Raw genomic sequence first — 14,987 nt, 5'->3', positions numbered from 1 at the left:
TGGGGCACGTCCGGTAGGTGTGGACGCTGCCAACTCCTCGGCCGTCGATATCGGCTTCACATCACGATGTGGGCACCAATTCCGACAATATCGCACCACTGTTGCATAACGGGCAGTCCACTGAACAGTGCAGTCGTAGCCTGACCGCCGGGACGCTCGCTGACGCAGCCGGCGGCCGACCACGTAGCAGCAGCTAGTCAGACAACGGCGTCTTACTGAGGAGGACTCGTGGCATCTCTTACAGAGCAGGCCCTGCGCCGCAAACCCGTGGGCATGATCAACGCCGAAACAGGTGCGGACACCGGAAAAAGCGAGCTCAAGCGAAGTATCGGGCTATGGGGCCTCTCGGCCATCGGCATCGGTGGCACCATCGGCACCGGCATCTTCTTCATCCTCAGCCAGGCGGTCCCCATCGCGGGCCCGGCCGTGCTGTGGTCCTTCGTGCTGTCCGCGGTCGTCGCGGGCCTGACGGCGGTCTGTTACGCCGAATTGGCGGGCGCTGTCCCGGTGGCCGGCTCGTCGTACTCCTACGCCTATACGACGCTCGGTGAAGTGGTGGCGCTCGGCGTCGGCGCGTGCCTGCTGCTGGAATGGGGTGTGGCCGGCGCTGCCACCGCCGTCGGCTGGTCGCAGTACGTCAATGAGTTCCTGCTCAACGTCTTCCACTTCCAGCTGCCCTCGGCGCTGTCCAACGCGCCCGAAGAGGGCGGCATCTGCAACGTGCCTGCCATCATCCTGATCCTGATGTGCGCGGTGCTGCTGATCCGCGGCGTCAGTGAGTCGGCCAAGACCAACGCGATCATGGTCGCCATCAAGCTCGCCGTGCTGGTCATGTTCGTCCTCATCGGCATCCAGGGCTTCAACGCGGACAACATGCAGCCGTTCGCACCGCACGGCATCGGCGGCGTCACCACCGCGGCGAGCATCATCTTCTTCACGTTCGTGGGACTCGACGGCGTGGCCGCCGCGGGTGAGGAGGCCAAGAACCCGCATCGCAACCTTCCGTTGGCGATCATGATCTCGCTGATCACCGTGACGGTCATGTACGTGTTGGTGGCCCTGGTCGCGCTGGGTGCCCAGCCGTCAGGCGAATTCGACGGTCAGGAAGCGGGGCTGGCGAAGATCCTGGAGAACGTCACCGGGCAGTCCTGGCCGGGCACCGTGCTGGCCGCGGGCGCCATCATCTCGATCTTCAGCGTGACGCTGGTGTCGGTATACGGGCAGACGCGCATCCTGTTCGCGATGTCGCGCGACGGCATGATCCCGCCGATCTTCCACAAGGTGAATCCCCGCACCTTGACCCCGGTGCCCAACACCATCATCGTCGCGGCCGTCATCGCGATCCTCGCCGGCTTCATCCCCATCAACTTCCTGGCGGAGATGACCAGCGTCGGCACCCTGGCCGCGTTCGTGACCGTGTCCATCGGCGTCATCGTGCTGCGCCGGCGCGCGCCGGAACTGCCCCGCACGTTCAAGGTCCCGCTGTACCCGATCACGCCGATCCTGTCGGTCCTCGGTGCGCTGTGGATCATCGCGAGCCTGCGGACGGTGACCATCTACGTCTTCGTGATCTGGGTCGGGCTGTCGTTGGTGTGGTACTTCGTCTACGCCCGCAGCCACTCGCATCTCGGCAGACATGAGCACGTCGGGCTGGACGCGGCGAAGGAGGAGCCCCAGCCATGACCATCCTCGTCGGGTATCCGCTCAAGCGGCGGGCCAAGGCGGTGCTCAGTCTGGCAGGCATGCTGGCGCGGACCAGCGGCCAGGACCTGCTCGTGTGCGTGGTCATCCCGGCGCCGTGGACGCCGGGGCTGTCCCGGGCCGACCAGGGCTACCGCGCCTACATCGACGAACTCGTCGACACCGCCGTCGCCCAGGCCCGTGAGGACCTGGACGCCGACGTGTCGGCCCAATTCGTCACGGTCCACGCGAAGTCGGCCTCCGCAGGCTTGCTGGAGGCCGCCTCGCAGCACCAGGCCAGCGTGATCGTCACCGGGTCGTCCGATTCGGGTCAGTTCGGGTACATCTCGTTGAGCAGTGTCGCCGACCGGCTGCTGCACAGTTCGCACCTGCCGGTCGCGGTGGCTCCCCGCGGATTCCGGTCCTCCGGAAAGAAAATCAGCCGGATCACGCTGGCCTTCACCGGTGGCGAACAGAGTTCGCTGCTGCTGGTTTCGGCGCGGGCGATGGCAGCCGAGTACGGGTGTGCGTTGCGATTGGCATCCTTCGCCGTTCACCTCTCGCCACCCGAGACGGCGCGGTTCCGCGACGAGCACGGCGCCGTGCTAGCGGAGTGGACGGAAGACATCTATGCCGCGGCGGAGAAGGCGCTGTCGTCGGGCGGGCAGCCGCAAGCCTCCCGGCCCGAGATCGTGCTCGGGCACGGACGCGATTGGGACGAGGCCTTCGAGAGCATCGAATGGGAGCCCGGCGAAGTGCTCGTGATCGGGTCGAGCGAGACTGGGCCCGTCGCACGGGTGTTCATCGGATCGCGGGCCACCAAGATCGTCCGGCACGCGCCGGTCCCGGTCATCGTGGTGCCGCGTGAGGCGGCCGAGGAGTTGGCCGAAGCGAAGGGTGGAGACTGATGGGCGCCGCTGAACAGCCGAACGCACCGTATCTCGATGCGGTGCTGGCGTATTCGTTCCGCGGTGCGGCCCGCTATCACACGCCCGGCCACAAGGGTGGTCCCGGCGCGGATCCGGCGCTGGTCAAAGCGATCGGTATCGACGCTCTGGCATCCGACGTGCCGCTGGGGCTCTGGGGTGTGGACATCGGTCCGCAGCCGTCACCGTACGTCCAGGCCGAGCGGCTTGCAGCGGAGGCGTTCGGTGCGGCGCGCTCGTTCTTCCTCACCAACGGCGCGACGCAGGGCAACCACACCCTGTGCCTGGCGCTGGCCCCTTTGGGCACTCGTATTGTGGCGCAACGTAATTCGCATGCGTCGATCGTCGACGGGCTGGTGCTCTCCGGCGGCATCCCCAGCTTCGTGGCGCCCGAGTACGACGACGTGCTCGGCGTCGCGCACTGCGTGACGCCGGAATCCCTGGCCGCAGCGCTGGACAACGCTCCCGACGCCAGGGCCGCGTTCATCGTGTCGCCGACGTACTTCGGCATGGCCGCTGATATCGCCGGTCTGGCCGAGGCGGCGCATTCGCGCGGCGTGCCGCTGATCGTCGACCAGTCGTGGGGCCCGCACTTCGGCTTCCATGACGGGCTGCCGCCGACGGCGTTGTCGCAGGGTGCCGACGCCATGCTGACCAGTACCCACAAGATCGCAGGCGCGCTCACCCAGGCCGCCATGCTGCACATCGCGGACACCGGGCGTGTCGACATCGGCGCGGTCGCGCGGGCGTTACGGCTGCTGCGGTCGACGAGCCCGTCGTCGTTGTTGATGGCCTCGCTCGACGCGGCCCGGCGCCAACTGGTCATGCACGGTGAGCAGCTGCTGAACGAAACCCTGGTGGCCATCCGGTTGGCCAGCGAGAAGCTCAAGAGCATCGACGGCATCGACCTGGTCGACGAGTCGATGGTCGGCCGGATGGGTGTGACGGGCTACGACCCGCTGCGCATCGTCCTCGATGTGCGGCATACCGGCCGTACCGGCTACGAGATCGCCGACGCGCTGCGGCAGAGCTACGACGTGCATGTCGAGCTGCCGCTGCACGCGACCATCGTGCTGGTGATCGGCCTCGGGGAGTCCACCGCGAACCTGCTGCGGGTGGCCGGTGACGTCGAAGAGGTGGTCAAGCGGCTCAAGGTGCCGGGCGACACCCCGTTGATCGTGCCGCCTGCGGCGTCGCTGGGCTACGAGGTGGCGATCCCGCCGCGCGAGGCGTTCCTCGGCGAGGCCGAGCAGGTGGCGGTGGAAGACGCCGCGGGGCGGATCTCCTGCGAATCGATCGCCAGCTACCCGCCGGGCATCCCGGCGCTGCTGCCGGGCGAGCGCATCGACGCCGACATCATCACCTATCTGCGCGAGATCGCCGACGGGGGCGGAAAGCTGCACGGCGCAAGCGATCCCACGTTCCACACCATCAACGTGCTGGCGAAGGAGCCGTAACTCAGGACAGGTTCGCGATCAGCAGATCGAGCCCGAAATCGAACCGCCGGTCGAAATCATCGGGACCGAAGAAATCGGCGACCTGTGACAGCGCCGGATACCGGTCGGCGGTGACCGCTTCGGCGAGGTGCACCGGGTGTTCCAGCGCGGTGATCGCCTGTTGCTCCTGGGTGATACCCATGGTGTAGTACGCGATCGCCCAGGCCGACCACGCGGCGGTGCGGGGTTCGATACCGCCTGCCAGCAGCGTCGAGACGAAGGCTTCGCCCAGTTGGAGGGTGCGCGGTTCCACGGGAAAGGTCCCGGCGATGACGCGCGCACCGTCGCGGTGTGCGAGCATCGCGCCCCGGTAGCGATGCGCGAGTTCGCGTAACCGCTTCTGCCAGTGCCGCGGTAGCGGTTCGTCGGCGCAGCCCTCGAGCATCAGATCGGCCATGGCCGCCAGCAGCGCGGGCTTGCTCGCGGCGTGCCAATACACCGTATTGAGTTGCACACCAAGGTGATTGGCCACCTTACGCATGGTCAGCGCGTCCAGGCCGATCTCGTCGAGCACCTCAAGGCCGGCTCTGACCACATGTTCTCGGTTCAGGCCCACGCCGGCTCCCTCGCAATATCGACGCCTTGATCGTTGATCAAGTGTAGTGGATAGTGGTTCTTGATCCTTGTTCAAGAAAGGTGGACCCCTATGAGTGCGGTTGCCGCGCAGCCCGCCGTCGTCCAGCAGCTGCGACTCGAGGCCGACGGCGTGGTGTCGGTGTCGATGACCCGCCCCGACGGCACCGAGTGGCCGGCCTGGGACCCCGGCGCACACGTCGACCTTGTGCTGCCCACCGGGATCGCCAGGCAGTACTCACTGTGTGGCTCACCCGCCGACCGGAGCGCCTACCGCATCGCGGTCCGGCGTGAGGTTCGCAGCCGCGGCGGTTCGGAGTACATCCACGCCTTTCTCCGCCCGGGTCAGAAGGTCGCAATTCGCGGTCCCCGCAACAACTTTCCCCTCCGTGACCACCATCGCTACCTGTTCGTGGCCGGCGGCATCGGCATCACCCCGATCCTGGCGATGGTGCGCGGTGTCGCAGCACAAGGCAAACCGTGGCGGCTGGTCTATGCGGCTTCGCGCGCAGCATCGATGGCCTTCACCGGCGAGCTGGCGGTATTCGGCGCCGACGTCGAGTACTACGCGAGCGATCAAGCCGGCCGTATCCCGCTGGACGATCTGCTGGCCGAACCGCAGCCCGGCACCGGTGTGTACGCGTGCGGGCCCGAGTCGCTGCTGGCGGCGGTCGCCGAGCGCATGACGCACTGGCCGCCCGGCGCCCTGCACATCGAGCGGTTCACGTCGCGGCCCAAGCCGGCCCGGATCGATACCGAGTTCGAAGTCCGTTGTGCCCGTTCGGGTAAGACCCTGACCGTGCCGCCGCATCGCAGCATCGTCGACGTCCTCGAGGACGCCGGTGTGCCGGTCTCGACGTCGTGCCGGGAAGGCCTGTGCGGTACGTGCGAGACGCCGGTGCTCGACGGCATCCCGGATCACCGCGACGACATCCTCGACGAACAGGAACGAGCAGCCAACGACCGCATGTTCATCTGCGTGTCCCGCGCCGCCGGACCCCGACTGGTACTGGACATCTGATCATGAACCACACCGCAGCAGACGACTACCGGTCCATCGACCTCGCGCGCATTCGCGAAATCATCGGCTATCCGCCCAAATTCATCGAGGAGAAGAAGACCTCGAGTCTCGGTGAGTTCGCCCGGCGCTTCATCGCGCACAGCACGTTCTACGTCGTCGCGACGGTCAACGACGCCGGGCAGGTCGATGCCAGTCCGAAGGGCGACCCGCCCGGCGCTGTGAAGGTGCTCGATTCGCGCACGCTCGCGATCCCCGACCGCCCCGGCAACAAGGCCATCGACACGTTCCGCAATCTCGTCGAGCGGCCCGGGGTCGGCGTGCTGTTCCTGGTGCCGGGCGTCCGGGAGGTGCTGCGCGTCAACGGCGACGCCTTCGTCACCGACGACCCCGAGCTGCTCGACATGCTCGCGGCCGACGGCAAGCCCGCCGTACTCGCCACGATCGTCCGGGTTCAGGAAGTGTTCTACCAGTGCGGCAAGGCGCTGATCCGGTCCCGCATGTGGAATCCGGATCCCGCATTGGCCGACGCGTTGCTGGGCGGCGCGAACTTCTACTGCGCCATCGGTGCGGAGATGGGCGAGATGGCGACAGCCATGGGGATCGACGTGAGCGGCCTAATCGACATCACCAACGAGCATTACGAGACGACCCTGTACTGACGTACTCGTTTCGCCACGGCCCGCGCGGAGCGAAGCGTTCAATGGCCGTATGGAGTTGATGTCGCCGACCGATTCGATGTTCCTCATCGCCGAGACGCGGGAACACCCGTTCCATGTCGGCGGTCTGGCGCTCTACGAGCCCCCGGCGGGCGCGAGCCCCGAATTCGTGCGCGAGTTGTACGAAGAGATGGTCGCGCACACCGACTTTCAGCCGGTGTTCCGCAAACACCCGGCCACCATCCTCGGTGGTATCGCCAACGTCGGCTGGACCTACGACAACGACGTCGACCTCGACTACCACCTGCGCCGCTCGGCGCTGCCGTCGCCGGGCCGGGTGCGTGACCTGCTGGAACTGACCTCGCGACTGCACAGCGGCCTGCTGGACCGGCATCGGCCGCTGTGGGAGGCCCATCTGATCGAGGGGCTCGCCGACGGCCGGTTCGCCGTCTACACCAAGCTGCACCACTCGTTGATCGATGGTGTCTCGGCACTCAAGCTGATCATGCGCACCCTGTCGGAGGATCCCGACGACACCGAGGTGCGGGTGCCGTGGGACCTGCCGCGGCAGAAGCGCAGGCAGCAGAGTCCGTCGCTGCTGCGCACCGTGACCGATGCGGCCGGTGCCGCCGTCGGGATCGCGCCCTCGACGGTCAAACTCGCCCGTGCCGCGTTGCTGGAACAGCAACTCACGTTGCCGTTCGCAGCCCCGAAGACGATGTTCAACGTCAAGATCGGCGGTGCCCGCCGGGTCGCGGCGCAGTCGTGGCCGCTGGAGCGGTTCAAGCGGATCAAAGAGGCCAGCGGCGTCACCGTCAACGACGTGGTGCTCGGGATGTGCGCCGGCGCGCTGCGGGCCTATCTGCTGGAGCAGGGCGCACTGCCGGACCGGCCGTTGATCGCGATGGTCCCGGTCAGCCTGCGTTCGGAGAACGAGGCCGATGCGGGTGGCAACCTGGTCGGGTCGATCCTGTGCAACCTCGCCACCGACAGCGACGACCCCGCCGAGCGGCTCGCCATCATCAGTGAGTCGATGCGCGGCAACAAGCAGGTCTTCTCCGAGCTGCCCCGGGTGCAGGCATTGGCGTTGTCGGCGTTGATGATCGCGCCGCTGGGGCTGGCCGCGGTGCCGGGTTTCGTCAAGGCGACCGCACCGCCGTTCAACCTCGTCATCTCCAATGTTCCAGGGCCGCGGCATCCCCTGTACTGGAAGGGCGCCCGGCTGGACGGCAACTATCCGCTGTCGATCGCGCTCGACGGCCAGGCCATGAACATCACGCTGGCCAACAACGGCGACAACCTGGACTTCGGTCTGGTCGGGTGCCGGCGCAGCGTGCCGCATCTGCAGCGGATGCTGAGCCACCTCGAGGACTCACTCAAGGGGTTGGAGGTCGCGACCGGCGTCTGACACCAAAAACGCGTATTGGGTAGACCAAATACTGCCGTTCACGCAAAATGGTTTCCGTGACGGATGGCGATGGTGTGACCCTGGGCCGGATGCGGGTTCTCGACGCGAAACCGGTCAACCTCGACGGTTTCAGCGTCGCCAACCCGGGTCTGGGCCTGGCCGCGATGCGCAGCCCCAACGATCCGGAGCCGTCGCTGGTGGTGCGTGACGGCGAGGTCGTCGAGTTGGACGGGAAGTCCGCCGCCGACTTCGACGTCATCGACGAGTTCATCGCCCGCTACGGCCTGGATCTCGACGTGGCCGCCGAGGCGATGGCGTGTCCCGACGTCGCGCTCGCGCGCATGGCCGTCGACCCCGGAGTGCCGCGTGCGGAGGTGGTCCGGCTGATCGGCGGCACCACCCCGGCCAAGCTGGCGCGGGTGATCGCGGTGATGACGCCCGTCGAGATGCAGATGGCGATGGCCAAGATGCGCGCTCGCCGCACGCCGAGCAACCAGGCGCACGTGACCAATCAACTCGACGACCCGCTGCTGATCGCCGCCGATGCGGCCAGCGCGGTGGCCTACGGTTTCCGCGAGGTCGAGACGACGGTTCCCGTGCTCGGCGACGCGCCGTCGAATGCCGTTGCGCTGCTGATCGGTTCGCAGGTGGGGACACCCGGAGCGATGGCCCAGTGCTCCATCGAGGAAGCGCTGGAGCTCCGGCTGGGCCTGCGCGGCCTGACCAGCTACGCCGAGACCATCTCCATCTATGGCACCGAGCAGGTGTTCGTCGACGGCGACGACACCCCGTTCTCCAAGGCGATCCTCACGAGTGCCTACGCGTCGCGCGGGTTGAAGATGCGGGTGACCAGCGGCGGCGGCGCCGAGGTGCTCATGGGGGCCGCGGAGAAGTGCTCGATCCTGTATCTGGAATCGCGATGCGTGTCGCTGGCCCGCGCGCTGGGCTCCCAAGGGGTGCAGAACGGCGGTATCGACGGGGTCGGGGTGGTGGCCTCGGTGCCCGAAGGTATGAAGGAGTTGCTCGCCGAGAACCTCATGGTGATGATGCGCGACCTGGAATCGTGTGCGGGCAACGACAACCTGATCTCCGAGTCCGACATCCGCCGCAGCGCCCACACCCTGCCGGTGCTGCTGGCCGGGGCAGACTTCATCTTCTCCGGCTTCGGCTCCATCCCGCGCTACGACAACGCGTTCGCGCTGTCCAACTTCAACTCCGACGACATGGACGATTTCCTTGTCCTGCAACGCGACTGGGGTGCCGACGGCGGTCTGCGGACGGTGCCCGCCGAGCATCTGGCCCGGGTGCGACGCCGCGCGGCGCGGGCCGTGCAGGCGGTGTACCGCGATCTCGGGCTGGCCGACTTCGACGACAGCCACATCGACGAGGTGGTGGCCGCCAACGGATCCCGCGACCTGCCGCCCGGGGACCCGAAGGCCGTCGCCGAGGCAGCAGCCGCCATCGAAGCCAAGCAACTCACGGTGTTCGACGTGGTTGCTTCGCTGCACCGGACCGGTTTCGGCGAAGAAGCCGAGGCCATCATGCGTCTGACGCGAGAACGCCTGCGGGGCGACCAGTTACAGACCTCGGCGATCTTCGACGACCAGTTCCGGGTGCTCTCGAAGATCACCGACCCCAACGACTACGCGGGCCCGGGCACCGGGTACACCCTGAGCGAGGAGCGCCGTGCCGAGATCGACGACATCCGCCAGCAACGCAGCGCCGCAGAGTTGACCGCCGATCAGGCCGAACACGCCGGTCACATCATCGTCACCGACATCGAACCGGCACGCCAAGGCCGAGACCCGCGTGAGGTGTGCATCGGCCTGTCCCCGGCGCTGGGCCGCAGCGTCTGGCTGACGCTGTGCGGGCTGACCATCGGCGAGGTGATCCGGCAGATCTCCGCAGGGCTTGAGGAAGAAGGGTGCGTGCCACGGTTCGTTCGCGTGCGCTCGACCATCGATGTCGGGTTGATCGGGTTGACCGCCGCGAAACTGTCCGGGTCGGGCATCGGAATCGGCTTGCAGGGCAAGGGGACTGCGCTGATTCACCGTCGTGATCTGGCGCCGCTGGCCAACCTGGAGCTGTTCAGCGTCGCCCCGCTGTTGACCGCCCGCAATTACCGGGAGCTCGGCCGCAACGCGGCCCGGCACGCGAAAGGCATGGCACCCATCCCCATCCTCACCGGCGGCACCGACGAGTCCATATCGGCGCGCTACCACGCGCGCGCGGTGGCGCTCGTCGCATTGGAGCGTGAGGCCAGTGAACCGGGCCAGGGCCCCGTGACGGTTGAGGTGACGCGAGCATGAGCGAGAAGTTCACCGTCGCCGCTGCCGTCGACGGCAAGCTGGAGCCGTCCGATCTGCGGATGGACCCGGCTGTGCTGGACCATCAGGCCGCAGTCGCCGAGCGGGACGGCAACCCCCAGCTCGCCGAGAACTTCCGGCGCGCAGCCGAATTGGCCACCATCGACGACGAGGACGTGATGGGGCTGTACGAGGCGCTGCGGCCATATCGCTCCACCGCAGCCGAACTCGACGCCCTGCAGGCCTCACTCGCCGCACGCGGCGCGGCGCGCTGCGCCGAACTGGTGCGGCAGGCCGCCGTGGTCTACGCCCGCAGGGGTCTGCTGCGGTGATCGTCGCGGGTATCGATGTCGGCAACCACACCACCGAGATCGTGTTGGCCCGCGTCGAGGACGGCGCCGTGACGCCCGTCGGACATGGGCAGGCACCGACCCGGGGCCGCAAGGGGTCTCGGGATTCGCTCGACGGGGCGGCGGCCCTGCTGCACCGGATCGAGGTCGACGCGGGAGCGGGTGCGGAGGTCCTCGTGCTGTCGGCGATCCGCCCGGTGGACACCGACACCGCGCCGCTGCCGCCCGCGTCGTCGCCACGTTCGCCTGTGCGCAGCCTGCGCAAGCCGGACGCCAGCACGCCGGCCGGCAGCGGATTCGCCGTCGGCCGCCATGTCCCGCTGGCCGCGTTGTCCGGCCCTGTCGCGGCGGGTCAGATCATCGTGTCCGTCGACGGTGACACCGATTTCGAAGTCGCTGCCGCGGCGATCCGCGCGGCGCTCACGGCCGGATGGTCGGTGACCGGCGTGATCGCCGCGCAAGACGATGCGGTGCTGATCGGCAACCGCATCCCGATCGACATCCCGGTGGTCGACGAGGTCGACGTGGCCGGGCTGGCGCCAGGAGCGCTGGTCGCCGTGGAGGTGGTGCCGGAGGGGCGGGCCTACCGGGCGCTTGCCGATCCGATCGCACTGTGCGCCGCCTTGGAACTCGACCATGAGCAACTGCCCGACATCGCCGAATTCACGCGCGAACTCGCCGATGCGCCCGCCATCGCGGTCACCCCGCGCACCGCGCCGCCCGAGCCGCCCGCCGTCGACGACGACGACTACGTCGAATTCACCGTCGACGGCAGGCCGGTCCGCTACTCGCCCGCGCAGGCCCACAGCATCCTGCGGCGCGACCCGCCGGGGGATCCGCTGCGGATCCGGCTGCGCTCGATCCCCACCGCCGACCACGAAATCACCGTCGACGATGCCTTTTTCACCGATCTTTCGGCGTTGGACAACGGTGCGTGGCTGCGCCGCGGGGTCGCCGACGCCCGTGGGACGGTCGTGGCGCTGCTGGCCGCCGATCACGTCGCCGACGCGGCAGCCACCCTGCAGGAGTTGACGGGGCGCCCGGCGTACACCATCGCGAGCGAGCCGGAAGCCGCGGCGCGCGGGGCCCGTACGACGCCCGGGCTGCCGCCGAACTCGGTGGTGTGCGATATCGGCGGCGGCACCATCGACCTGGTCGGCGTCGACCGGACGGTGACCGCGGCGGGCGCGGGGGAGACCATCACCGTCGCCGTGGCCCGGATGCTCAACATTCCGCGGGCCCTGGCCGAGCGCGTGAAGCGGACGCCGGCCCTGCGTGTGGAGGGGCCGCACGTCGCACACGAAGAAGACGGCCGACGGGTGTTCCTCGACCACCCGGCTCCCGCCGATGCCATCGGGCGGTTGTGCACCCGGGGCAGTGCCGGTCTGGTCCCGTTCTCGAACAAGCTGGCGGCCGAGGAGTGGCGCAGCCTACGTCTGGCGATCAAACAGGAGACCGTCGCCGCAAACATCGCACGTTGCCTCGGTGCATTCGAAAAACCGCCGACGGCACTGGTTTTGGCCGGCGGCGGCGCACTCGACGACGAATTGTTGCGGACCGTGGGTGAATCCCTGCGGACGGTCCCGGTGGTGGTGGGCCGGGCCAACATCGACGGAGTACACGGTCCGCGTTTCGCGGTGGCGTCAGGTCTGGTGCACCTTTACGCCACCGCGTCGCGAAGCTGACCACATCTCAGAACGGCAGATCCACGTTGTTCGAGGTGGTGTTGGCCTCGTCGTGGTTGGAGTCGATGTACCCCAAGCGGTAGGGGATGCTGGGCTCGGTGCCGTTGGGCACCAGCGGGCTGGCGCCCGTGGCGGTGTTGGTGGTCTGGGTGTCGGCAGCGGCGATGGGAGCCAGGGCCAGTGTTCCGCCGATCGCAGCGGCGGCCAGGGCGGTGGCGGCGAACTTCATCGGGTTCTTCATGATGCTCTCCTGAGTGCTGGGGTTCGCCGTTGTTGGCGATGACTAAATCCTGTCTTTCCAGCACGTCGATGTCGTCGCTGCTGACACCCAACCCGGGGTGCCGAATACCGCCATTCCCGCGGTAGTGCTAGCCGGTATTGGCCAGGGCCGGGCGGAGAAATTCTCCGGTTAGTGCGACGGCCGGAGCCGACGAATCGCCACCGACGATCAGCGTCGCGAATGCGATATCGCCGACGATCCCGGCGAACCAACCGTGCGAGTGGGTGTTGTCGCCGAACTCGGCCGTACCGGTCTTGCCGCCGAGGTCGGGGATGTCGCGGAGCTCGGCGGCGGTGCCCTCGGTCACCGTCTGGCGCATCATCGCGCGAAGTGCGTCAACCACGTTGGGCGACAATGGAACCGACGGCTTGTCGGCGGTGGTCTTCTCGCCGTCGACCAGGGTCGGCACGATCGTCGAACCATGTGCCAGGCTGGCCTCGGCGACCGCGAGCCCGAACGGGCTGACCGTCACGGTGCCCTGCCCGATGCCGTTCTCGACGCGCTGCGCGGCGGAGTCGGCGTTGGGCACCTTGCCGGTGACCGTGGTGAGGCCGGGCACCGTGAAGTCCACACCGATGCCGAAATCGCGTGCGGTGTTGGTCAGGGCGTCGGCGGGCAACTTGTCGGCCAGCGCCGCCATGCTCGTATTGCAAGAATGCGCGAACGCCGTGCTCAGTGGAACCGTCCCCAGATCGAAGTTGTCCTCGTTGGGGATGGTCCGGTTCTCGATGGTCACCTGTCCCGGACAGGCGACCGGGGTCTGCGGTGTCACGAGATCGGCTTTGAGCGCGGCGGCGGTGGTGATCGTCTTGAATGTCGAACCCGGCGGGTAGAGCCCGGAAAACACGATCGCCCCTTGCGGAGCGGCGGCTGCGTTCTGCGCCGCGGCCAGGATGCCGCCCGTCGAACTCGACAGGGCGATCAGCACGGCGGGGCGGGATTCGCGCGCGACGGCATGCTGGGCGAGCAACTGCAGCCGCATGTCCAGCGAGGTCTTCACCGGGTCGGTCGGCGCCGGTGGTGTGGAGATCAACCGTTGCGACGGAGCATTTTTGGCGTCGACGAGATAGACCGACCACCCGGCGGACCGGGTGATGCGGTCGCGCCAGATCTGCTCAAGGCCGCCGATCGCCGGGGAGTCCAGTTCCCGGTTGGCCGTGAGCAACTGGCCCTGTTCGACGACGGTGACGCCGGGGATCGGGGTGAGCTGATCGCGGACCTTGGCGAGATCGTCTTCGCGCAACTTGATCACGGTGACGCGGTCATCTTGAGTGCCGTTGAGTTGTGCGGCAATGGAATCCGGTGTGGTGGTGGGGTCGAACTGGTTGAGCAGCCCCGCCAGGGCCGCTGCGGATTCCGGATGGGTGCGTTCCAGGTTGATGACCCCGACCGTCTGCCAGCTCATCAACGGCTGACCGGTGCGGTCGAGCACGGGCGTCTGCAACTCGCTGTCCTGGCTGTACTGAAAATTCAGGCCGTCCTTCAAATCCCGGTGCAGCAAGGTGGGGGACCACGTGACGCGCCAGTTGTCGCCCGACTTGGCCGCCGATCCCGTGGTGTCGTAGGCGAAGTCGTGCCCCTCGCCCCAGGACCACTGGTACTTCAGGGTGAAACCGTTCTCCTGGCCGTCGGTGGGCGACGAGCCGACGGTCAGCTTGGCCTGATCGCCCATGCCGTTGAACATCGCGGCGATGGTCTTCTCCGCGGTGGCCGGGTCACTGGTCTGTTCGGCGGCGGCGTGCGCGTCCTTGCGCTGCAGAGCATCTGCGAACGAGGCGAAGACGTCGGCGGGCTTGGGTGCCGACGAGCAACTGACGATCCCCAGCAGCAGCGCGAGCACCGTGAGCAGGCCGAGGGTGCGTCTGCTCATGCCGGCACCAGCGCGCGCACCTGTTCGGCCAGGGCTGCCCCGAGGTCGTGGTTGTTGGCCTCGGTGAAGTGGATACCGTCGACCCCGTCGGTGCTGATCACCGAGCCGGCGTCGAAGAACGGGATCTTCATGAACGACGCGAGAGCGCCGTAGACCTTCGCGAGCTCGGCCGACTTGCGTTGCCCGCCTTCGAAGATCAGCTGGAACCAAGGGTGCGGCATGGGCGCCAGTGGCGGCGGCGCGACCACCAGTACCTGCGGAGCGGGATAGCTCGTGCCCACTCCACCGGCGCTGGTCAGCACCTGCGTCGCCAGCACCGACATGCCCAGGGCGATATCCAGCGGCTCGCGCCGGAAGTAGGCCTTGGTGTCGTTGGTGCCCAGCATGATGAGCACCAGGTCCAGCGGCAGGTGTGCCGCCAGAGCGGATGGCAGATAGGCGGCGCCGTTGAGCCGCGGGTCGGTCGGGTCGTCGAGGTTGGTGGTGCGGGCGCTGAGCCCCTCTTCGATCACCTCGTAGTCGGCGCCGAGCCGGTCGGCCAGCACACCTGTCCAGCGGACGTGGCGGGCGAACCGTTGCGTGGGTGCGCCGTCCGCTACGGGCACCCAGCCCCACGTCAGTGAGTCACCGAAACACAGAATCCGCTTGGCCGCCATGAACCAAGCACATCACATCCCGCCGGATTCGAGGGTGAGCCGGGGCCGCTCGGCACGCCGCACAGTGCCCGGGCCCACCC

At 67.9% G+C, this 14,987-nt stretch carries 13 protein-coding genes; 9 read left to right on the top strand and 4 right to left on the bottom strand.

Annotation, left to right across the window (positions count from 1 at the left end; translation table 11 throughout):
• Nucleotides 1–273: 273 nt before the first annotated feature.
• From RMCB_RS24410 to RMCB_RS24400, 3 genes are read left to right on the top strand one after another with little or no spacing between them, the layout of a single operon-like run.
• On the top strand, nt 274–1,683 hold the full coding sequence (locus RMCB_RS24410; RefSeq protein WP_201028349.1) for an amino acid permease: 1,410 nt from the start codon (nt 274–276) through the stop codon (nt 1,681–1,683).
• Nucleotides 1,680–2,588 (top strand): universal stress protein, encoded by a 909-nt coding sequence (locus RMCB_RS24405; protein WP_062830839.1) that lies wholly within the window; start codon nt 1,680–1,682, stop codon nt 2,586–2,588. Before RMCB_RS24410 ends, RMCB_RS24405 begins: the two co-directional genes overlap by 4 nt.
• On the top strand, nt 2,588–4,063 hold the full coding sequence (locus RMCB_RS24400; RefSeq protein WP_062830838.1) for an aminotransferase class I/II-fold pyridoxal phosphate-dependent enzyme: 1,476 nt from the start codon (nt 2,588–2,590) through the stop codon (nt 4,061–4,063). Before RMCB_RS24405 ends, RMCB_RS24400 begins: the two co-directional genes overlap by 1 nt.
• A gap of 1 nt (nt 4,064) precedes the next feature.
• Here the strand turns inward: RMCB_RS24400 and RMCB_RS24395 are convergent, their stop codons facing one another.
• A complete protein-coding gene (locus tag RMCB_RS24395) occupies nt 4,065–4,658 on the bottom strand; it encodes a TetR/AcrR family transcriptional regulator C-terminal domain-containing protein (RefSeq protein WP_062830837.1) in 594 nt (197 codons plus the stop codon).
• 90 nt (nt 4,659–4,748) lie between these two features.
• On the opposite strand from RMCB_RS24395, the gene RMCB_RS24390 reads away from it, so the two are divergent.
• The 6 genes from RMCB_RS24390 to RMCB_RS24365 all read left to right on the top strand — a co-directional run bounded on the left by RMCB_RS24390 (nt 4,749) and on the right by RMCB_RS24365 (nt 12,101).
• The gene (locus RMCB_RS24390; RefSeq protein ID WP_062830836.1) at nt 4,749–5,696 is read left to right on the top strand and encodes a PDR/VanB family oxidoreductase; all 948 of its coding nucleotides are present in this window, start codon (nt 4,749–4,751) and stop codon (nt 5,694–5,696) included.
• Between the two features lie 2 nt (nt 5,697–5,698).
• Nucleotides 5,699–6,355, top strand: a complete 657-nt coding sequence (locus tag RMCB_RS24385; RefSeq protein WP_062830835.1) for an MSMEG_1061 family FMN-dependent PPOX-type flavoprotein — start codon at nt 5,699–5,701, stop codon at nt 6,353–6,355.
• A gap of 49 nt (nt 6,356–6,404) precedes the next feature.
• A complete protein-coding gene (locus tag RMCB_RS24380; protein ID WP_062830834.1) occupies nt 6,405–7,760 on the top strand; it encodes a WS/DGAT/MGAT family O-acyltransferase in 1,356 nt (451 codons plus the stop codon).
• A gap of 89 nt (nt 7,761–7,849) precedes the next feature.
• Nucleotides 7,850–10,069 (top strand): propanediol/glycerol family dehydratase large subunit, encoded by a 2,220-nt coding sequence (locus tag RMCB_RS24375; RefSeq protein ID WP_062830986.1) that lies wholly within the window; start codon nt 7,850–7,852, stop codon nt 10,067–10,069.
• Nucleotides 10,066–10,398, top strand: a complete 333-nt coding sequence (locus RMCB_RS24370) for a diol dehydratase small subunit (protein WP_062830833.1) — start codon at nt 10,066–10,068, stop codon at nt 10,396–10,398. Before RMCB_RS24375 ends, RMCB_RS24370 begins: the two co-directional genes overlap by 4 nt.
• Nucleotides 10,398–12,101: a diol dehydratase reactivase ATPase-like domain-containing protein gene (locus RMCB_RS24365; protein WP_062830987.1), complete on the top strand. Its 1,704-nt coding sequence runs from the start codon at nt 10,398–10,400 to the stop codon at nt 12,099–12,101. The genes RMCB_RS24370 and RMCB_RS24365 overlap by 1 nt, the downstream gene beginning before the upstream one ends.
• A 7-nt stretch (nt 12,102–12,108) precedes the next feature.
• Here the strand turns inward: RMCB_RS24365 and RMCB_RS24360 are convergent, their stop codons facing one another.
• From RMCB_RS24360 to RMCB_RS24350, 3 genes are all read right to left on the bottom strand, one after another.
• A complete protein-coding gene (locus RMCB_RS24360; RefSeq protein ID WP_029372707.1) occupies nt 12,109–12,342 on the bottom strand; it encodes a hypothetical protein in 234 nt (77 codons plus the stop codon).
• Nucleotides 12,343–12,469: 127 nt separating this feature from the next.
• The gene (locus RMCB_RS24355) at nt 12,470–14,251 is read right to left on the bottom strand and encodes a penicillin-binding transpeptidase domain-containing protein (RefSeq protein ID WP_062830832.1); all 1,782 of its coding nucleotides are present in this window, start codon (nt 14,249–14,251) and stop codon (nt 12,470–12,472) included.
• Nucleotides 14,248–14,907 (bottom strand): SGNH/GDSL hydrolase family protein, encoded by a 660-nt coding sequence (locus tag RMCB_RS24350; RefSeq protein WP_029372704.1) that lies wholly within the window; start codon nt 14,905–14,907, stop codon nt 14,248–14,250. Before RMCB_RS24350 ends, RMCB_RS24355 begins: the two co-directional genes overlap by 4 nt.
• Nucleotides 14,908–14,987 lie beyond the last annotated feature (80 nt).

The organism is Mycolicibacterium brisbanense (assembly GCF_001570425.1).
Taxonomy (GTDB): Bacteria; Actinomycetota; Actinomycetes; order Mycobacteriales; family Mycobacteriaceae; genus Mycobacterium; species Mycobacterium brisbanense.
Note: the sequence above shows the minus strand (reverse complement) of the source record. Positions and strands in the feature narration are given on the sequence as shown.

Coding starts and splice junctions, on each gene's coding strand:
- RMCB_RS24410 (WP_201028349.1), top strand. CDS start 274: ATGATCAACGCCGAAACAGGTGCGGACACCGGAAAAAGCGAGCTCAAG.
- RMCB_RS24405 (WP_062830839.1), top strand. CDS start 1,680: ATGACCATCCTCGTCGGGTATCCGCTCAAGCGGCGGGCCAAGGCGGTG.
- RMCB_RS24355 (WP_062830832.1), bottom strand. CDS start 14,251: ATGAGCAGACGCACCCTCGGCCTGCTCACGGTGCTCGCGCTGCTGCTG.
- RMCB_RS24375 (WP_062830986.1), top strand. CDS start 7,850: ATGCGGGTTCTCGACGCGAAACCGGTCAACCTCGACGGTTTCAGCGTC.
- RMCB_RS24350 (WP_029372704.1), bottom strand. CDS start 14,907: ATGGCGGCCAAGCGGATTCTGTGTTTCGGTGACTCACTGACGTGGGGC.
- RMCB_RS24390 (WP_062830836.1), top strand. CDS start 4,749: ATGAGTGCGGTTGCCGCGCAGCCCGCCGTCGTCCAGCAGCTGCGACTC.
- RMCB_RS24360 (WP_029372707.1), bottom strand. CDS start 12,342: ATGAAGAACCCGATGAAGTTCGCCGCCACCGCCCTGGCCGCCGCTGCG.
- RMCB_RS24385 (WP_062830835.1), top strand. CDS start 5,699: ATGAACCACACCGCAGCAGACGACTACCGGTCCATCGACCTCGCGCGC.
- RMCB_RS24400 (WP_062830838.1), top strand. CDS start 2,588: ATGGGCGCCGCTGAACAGCCGAACGCACCGTATCTCGATGCGGTGCTG.
- RMCB_RS24370 (WP_062830833.1), top strand. CDS start 10,066: ATGAGCGAGAAGTTCACCGTCGCCGCTGCCGTCGACGGCAAGCTGGAG.
- RMCB_RS24380 (WP_062830834.1), top strand. CDS start 6,405: ATGGAGTTGATGTCGCCGACCGATTCGATGTTCCTCATCGCCGAGACG.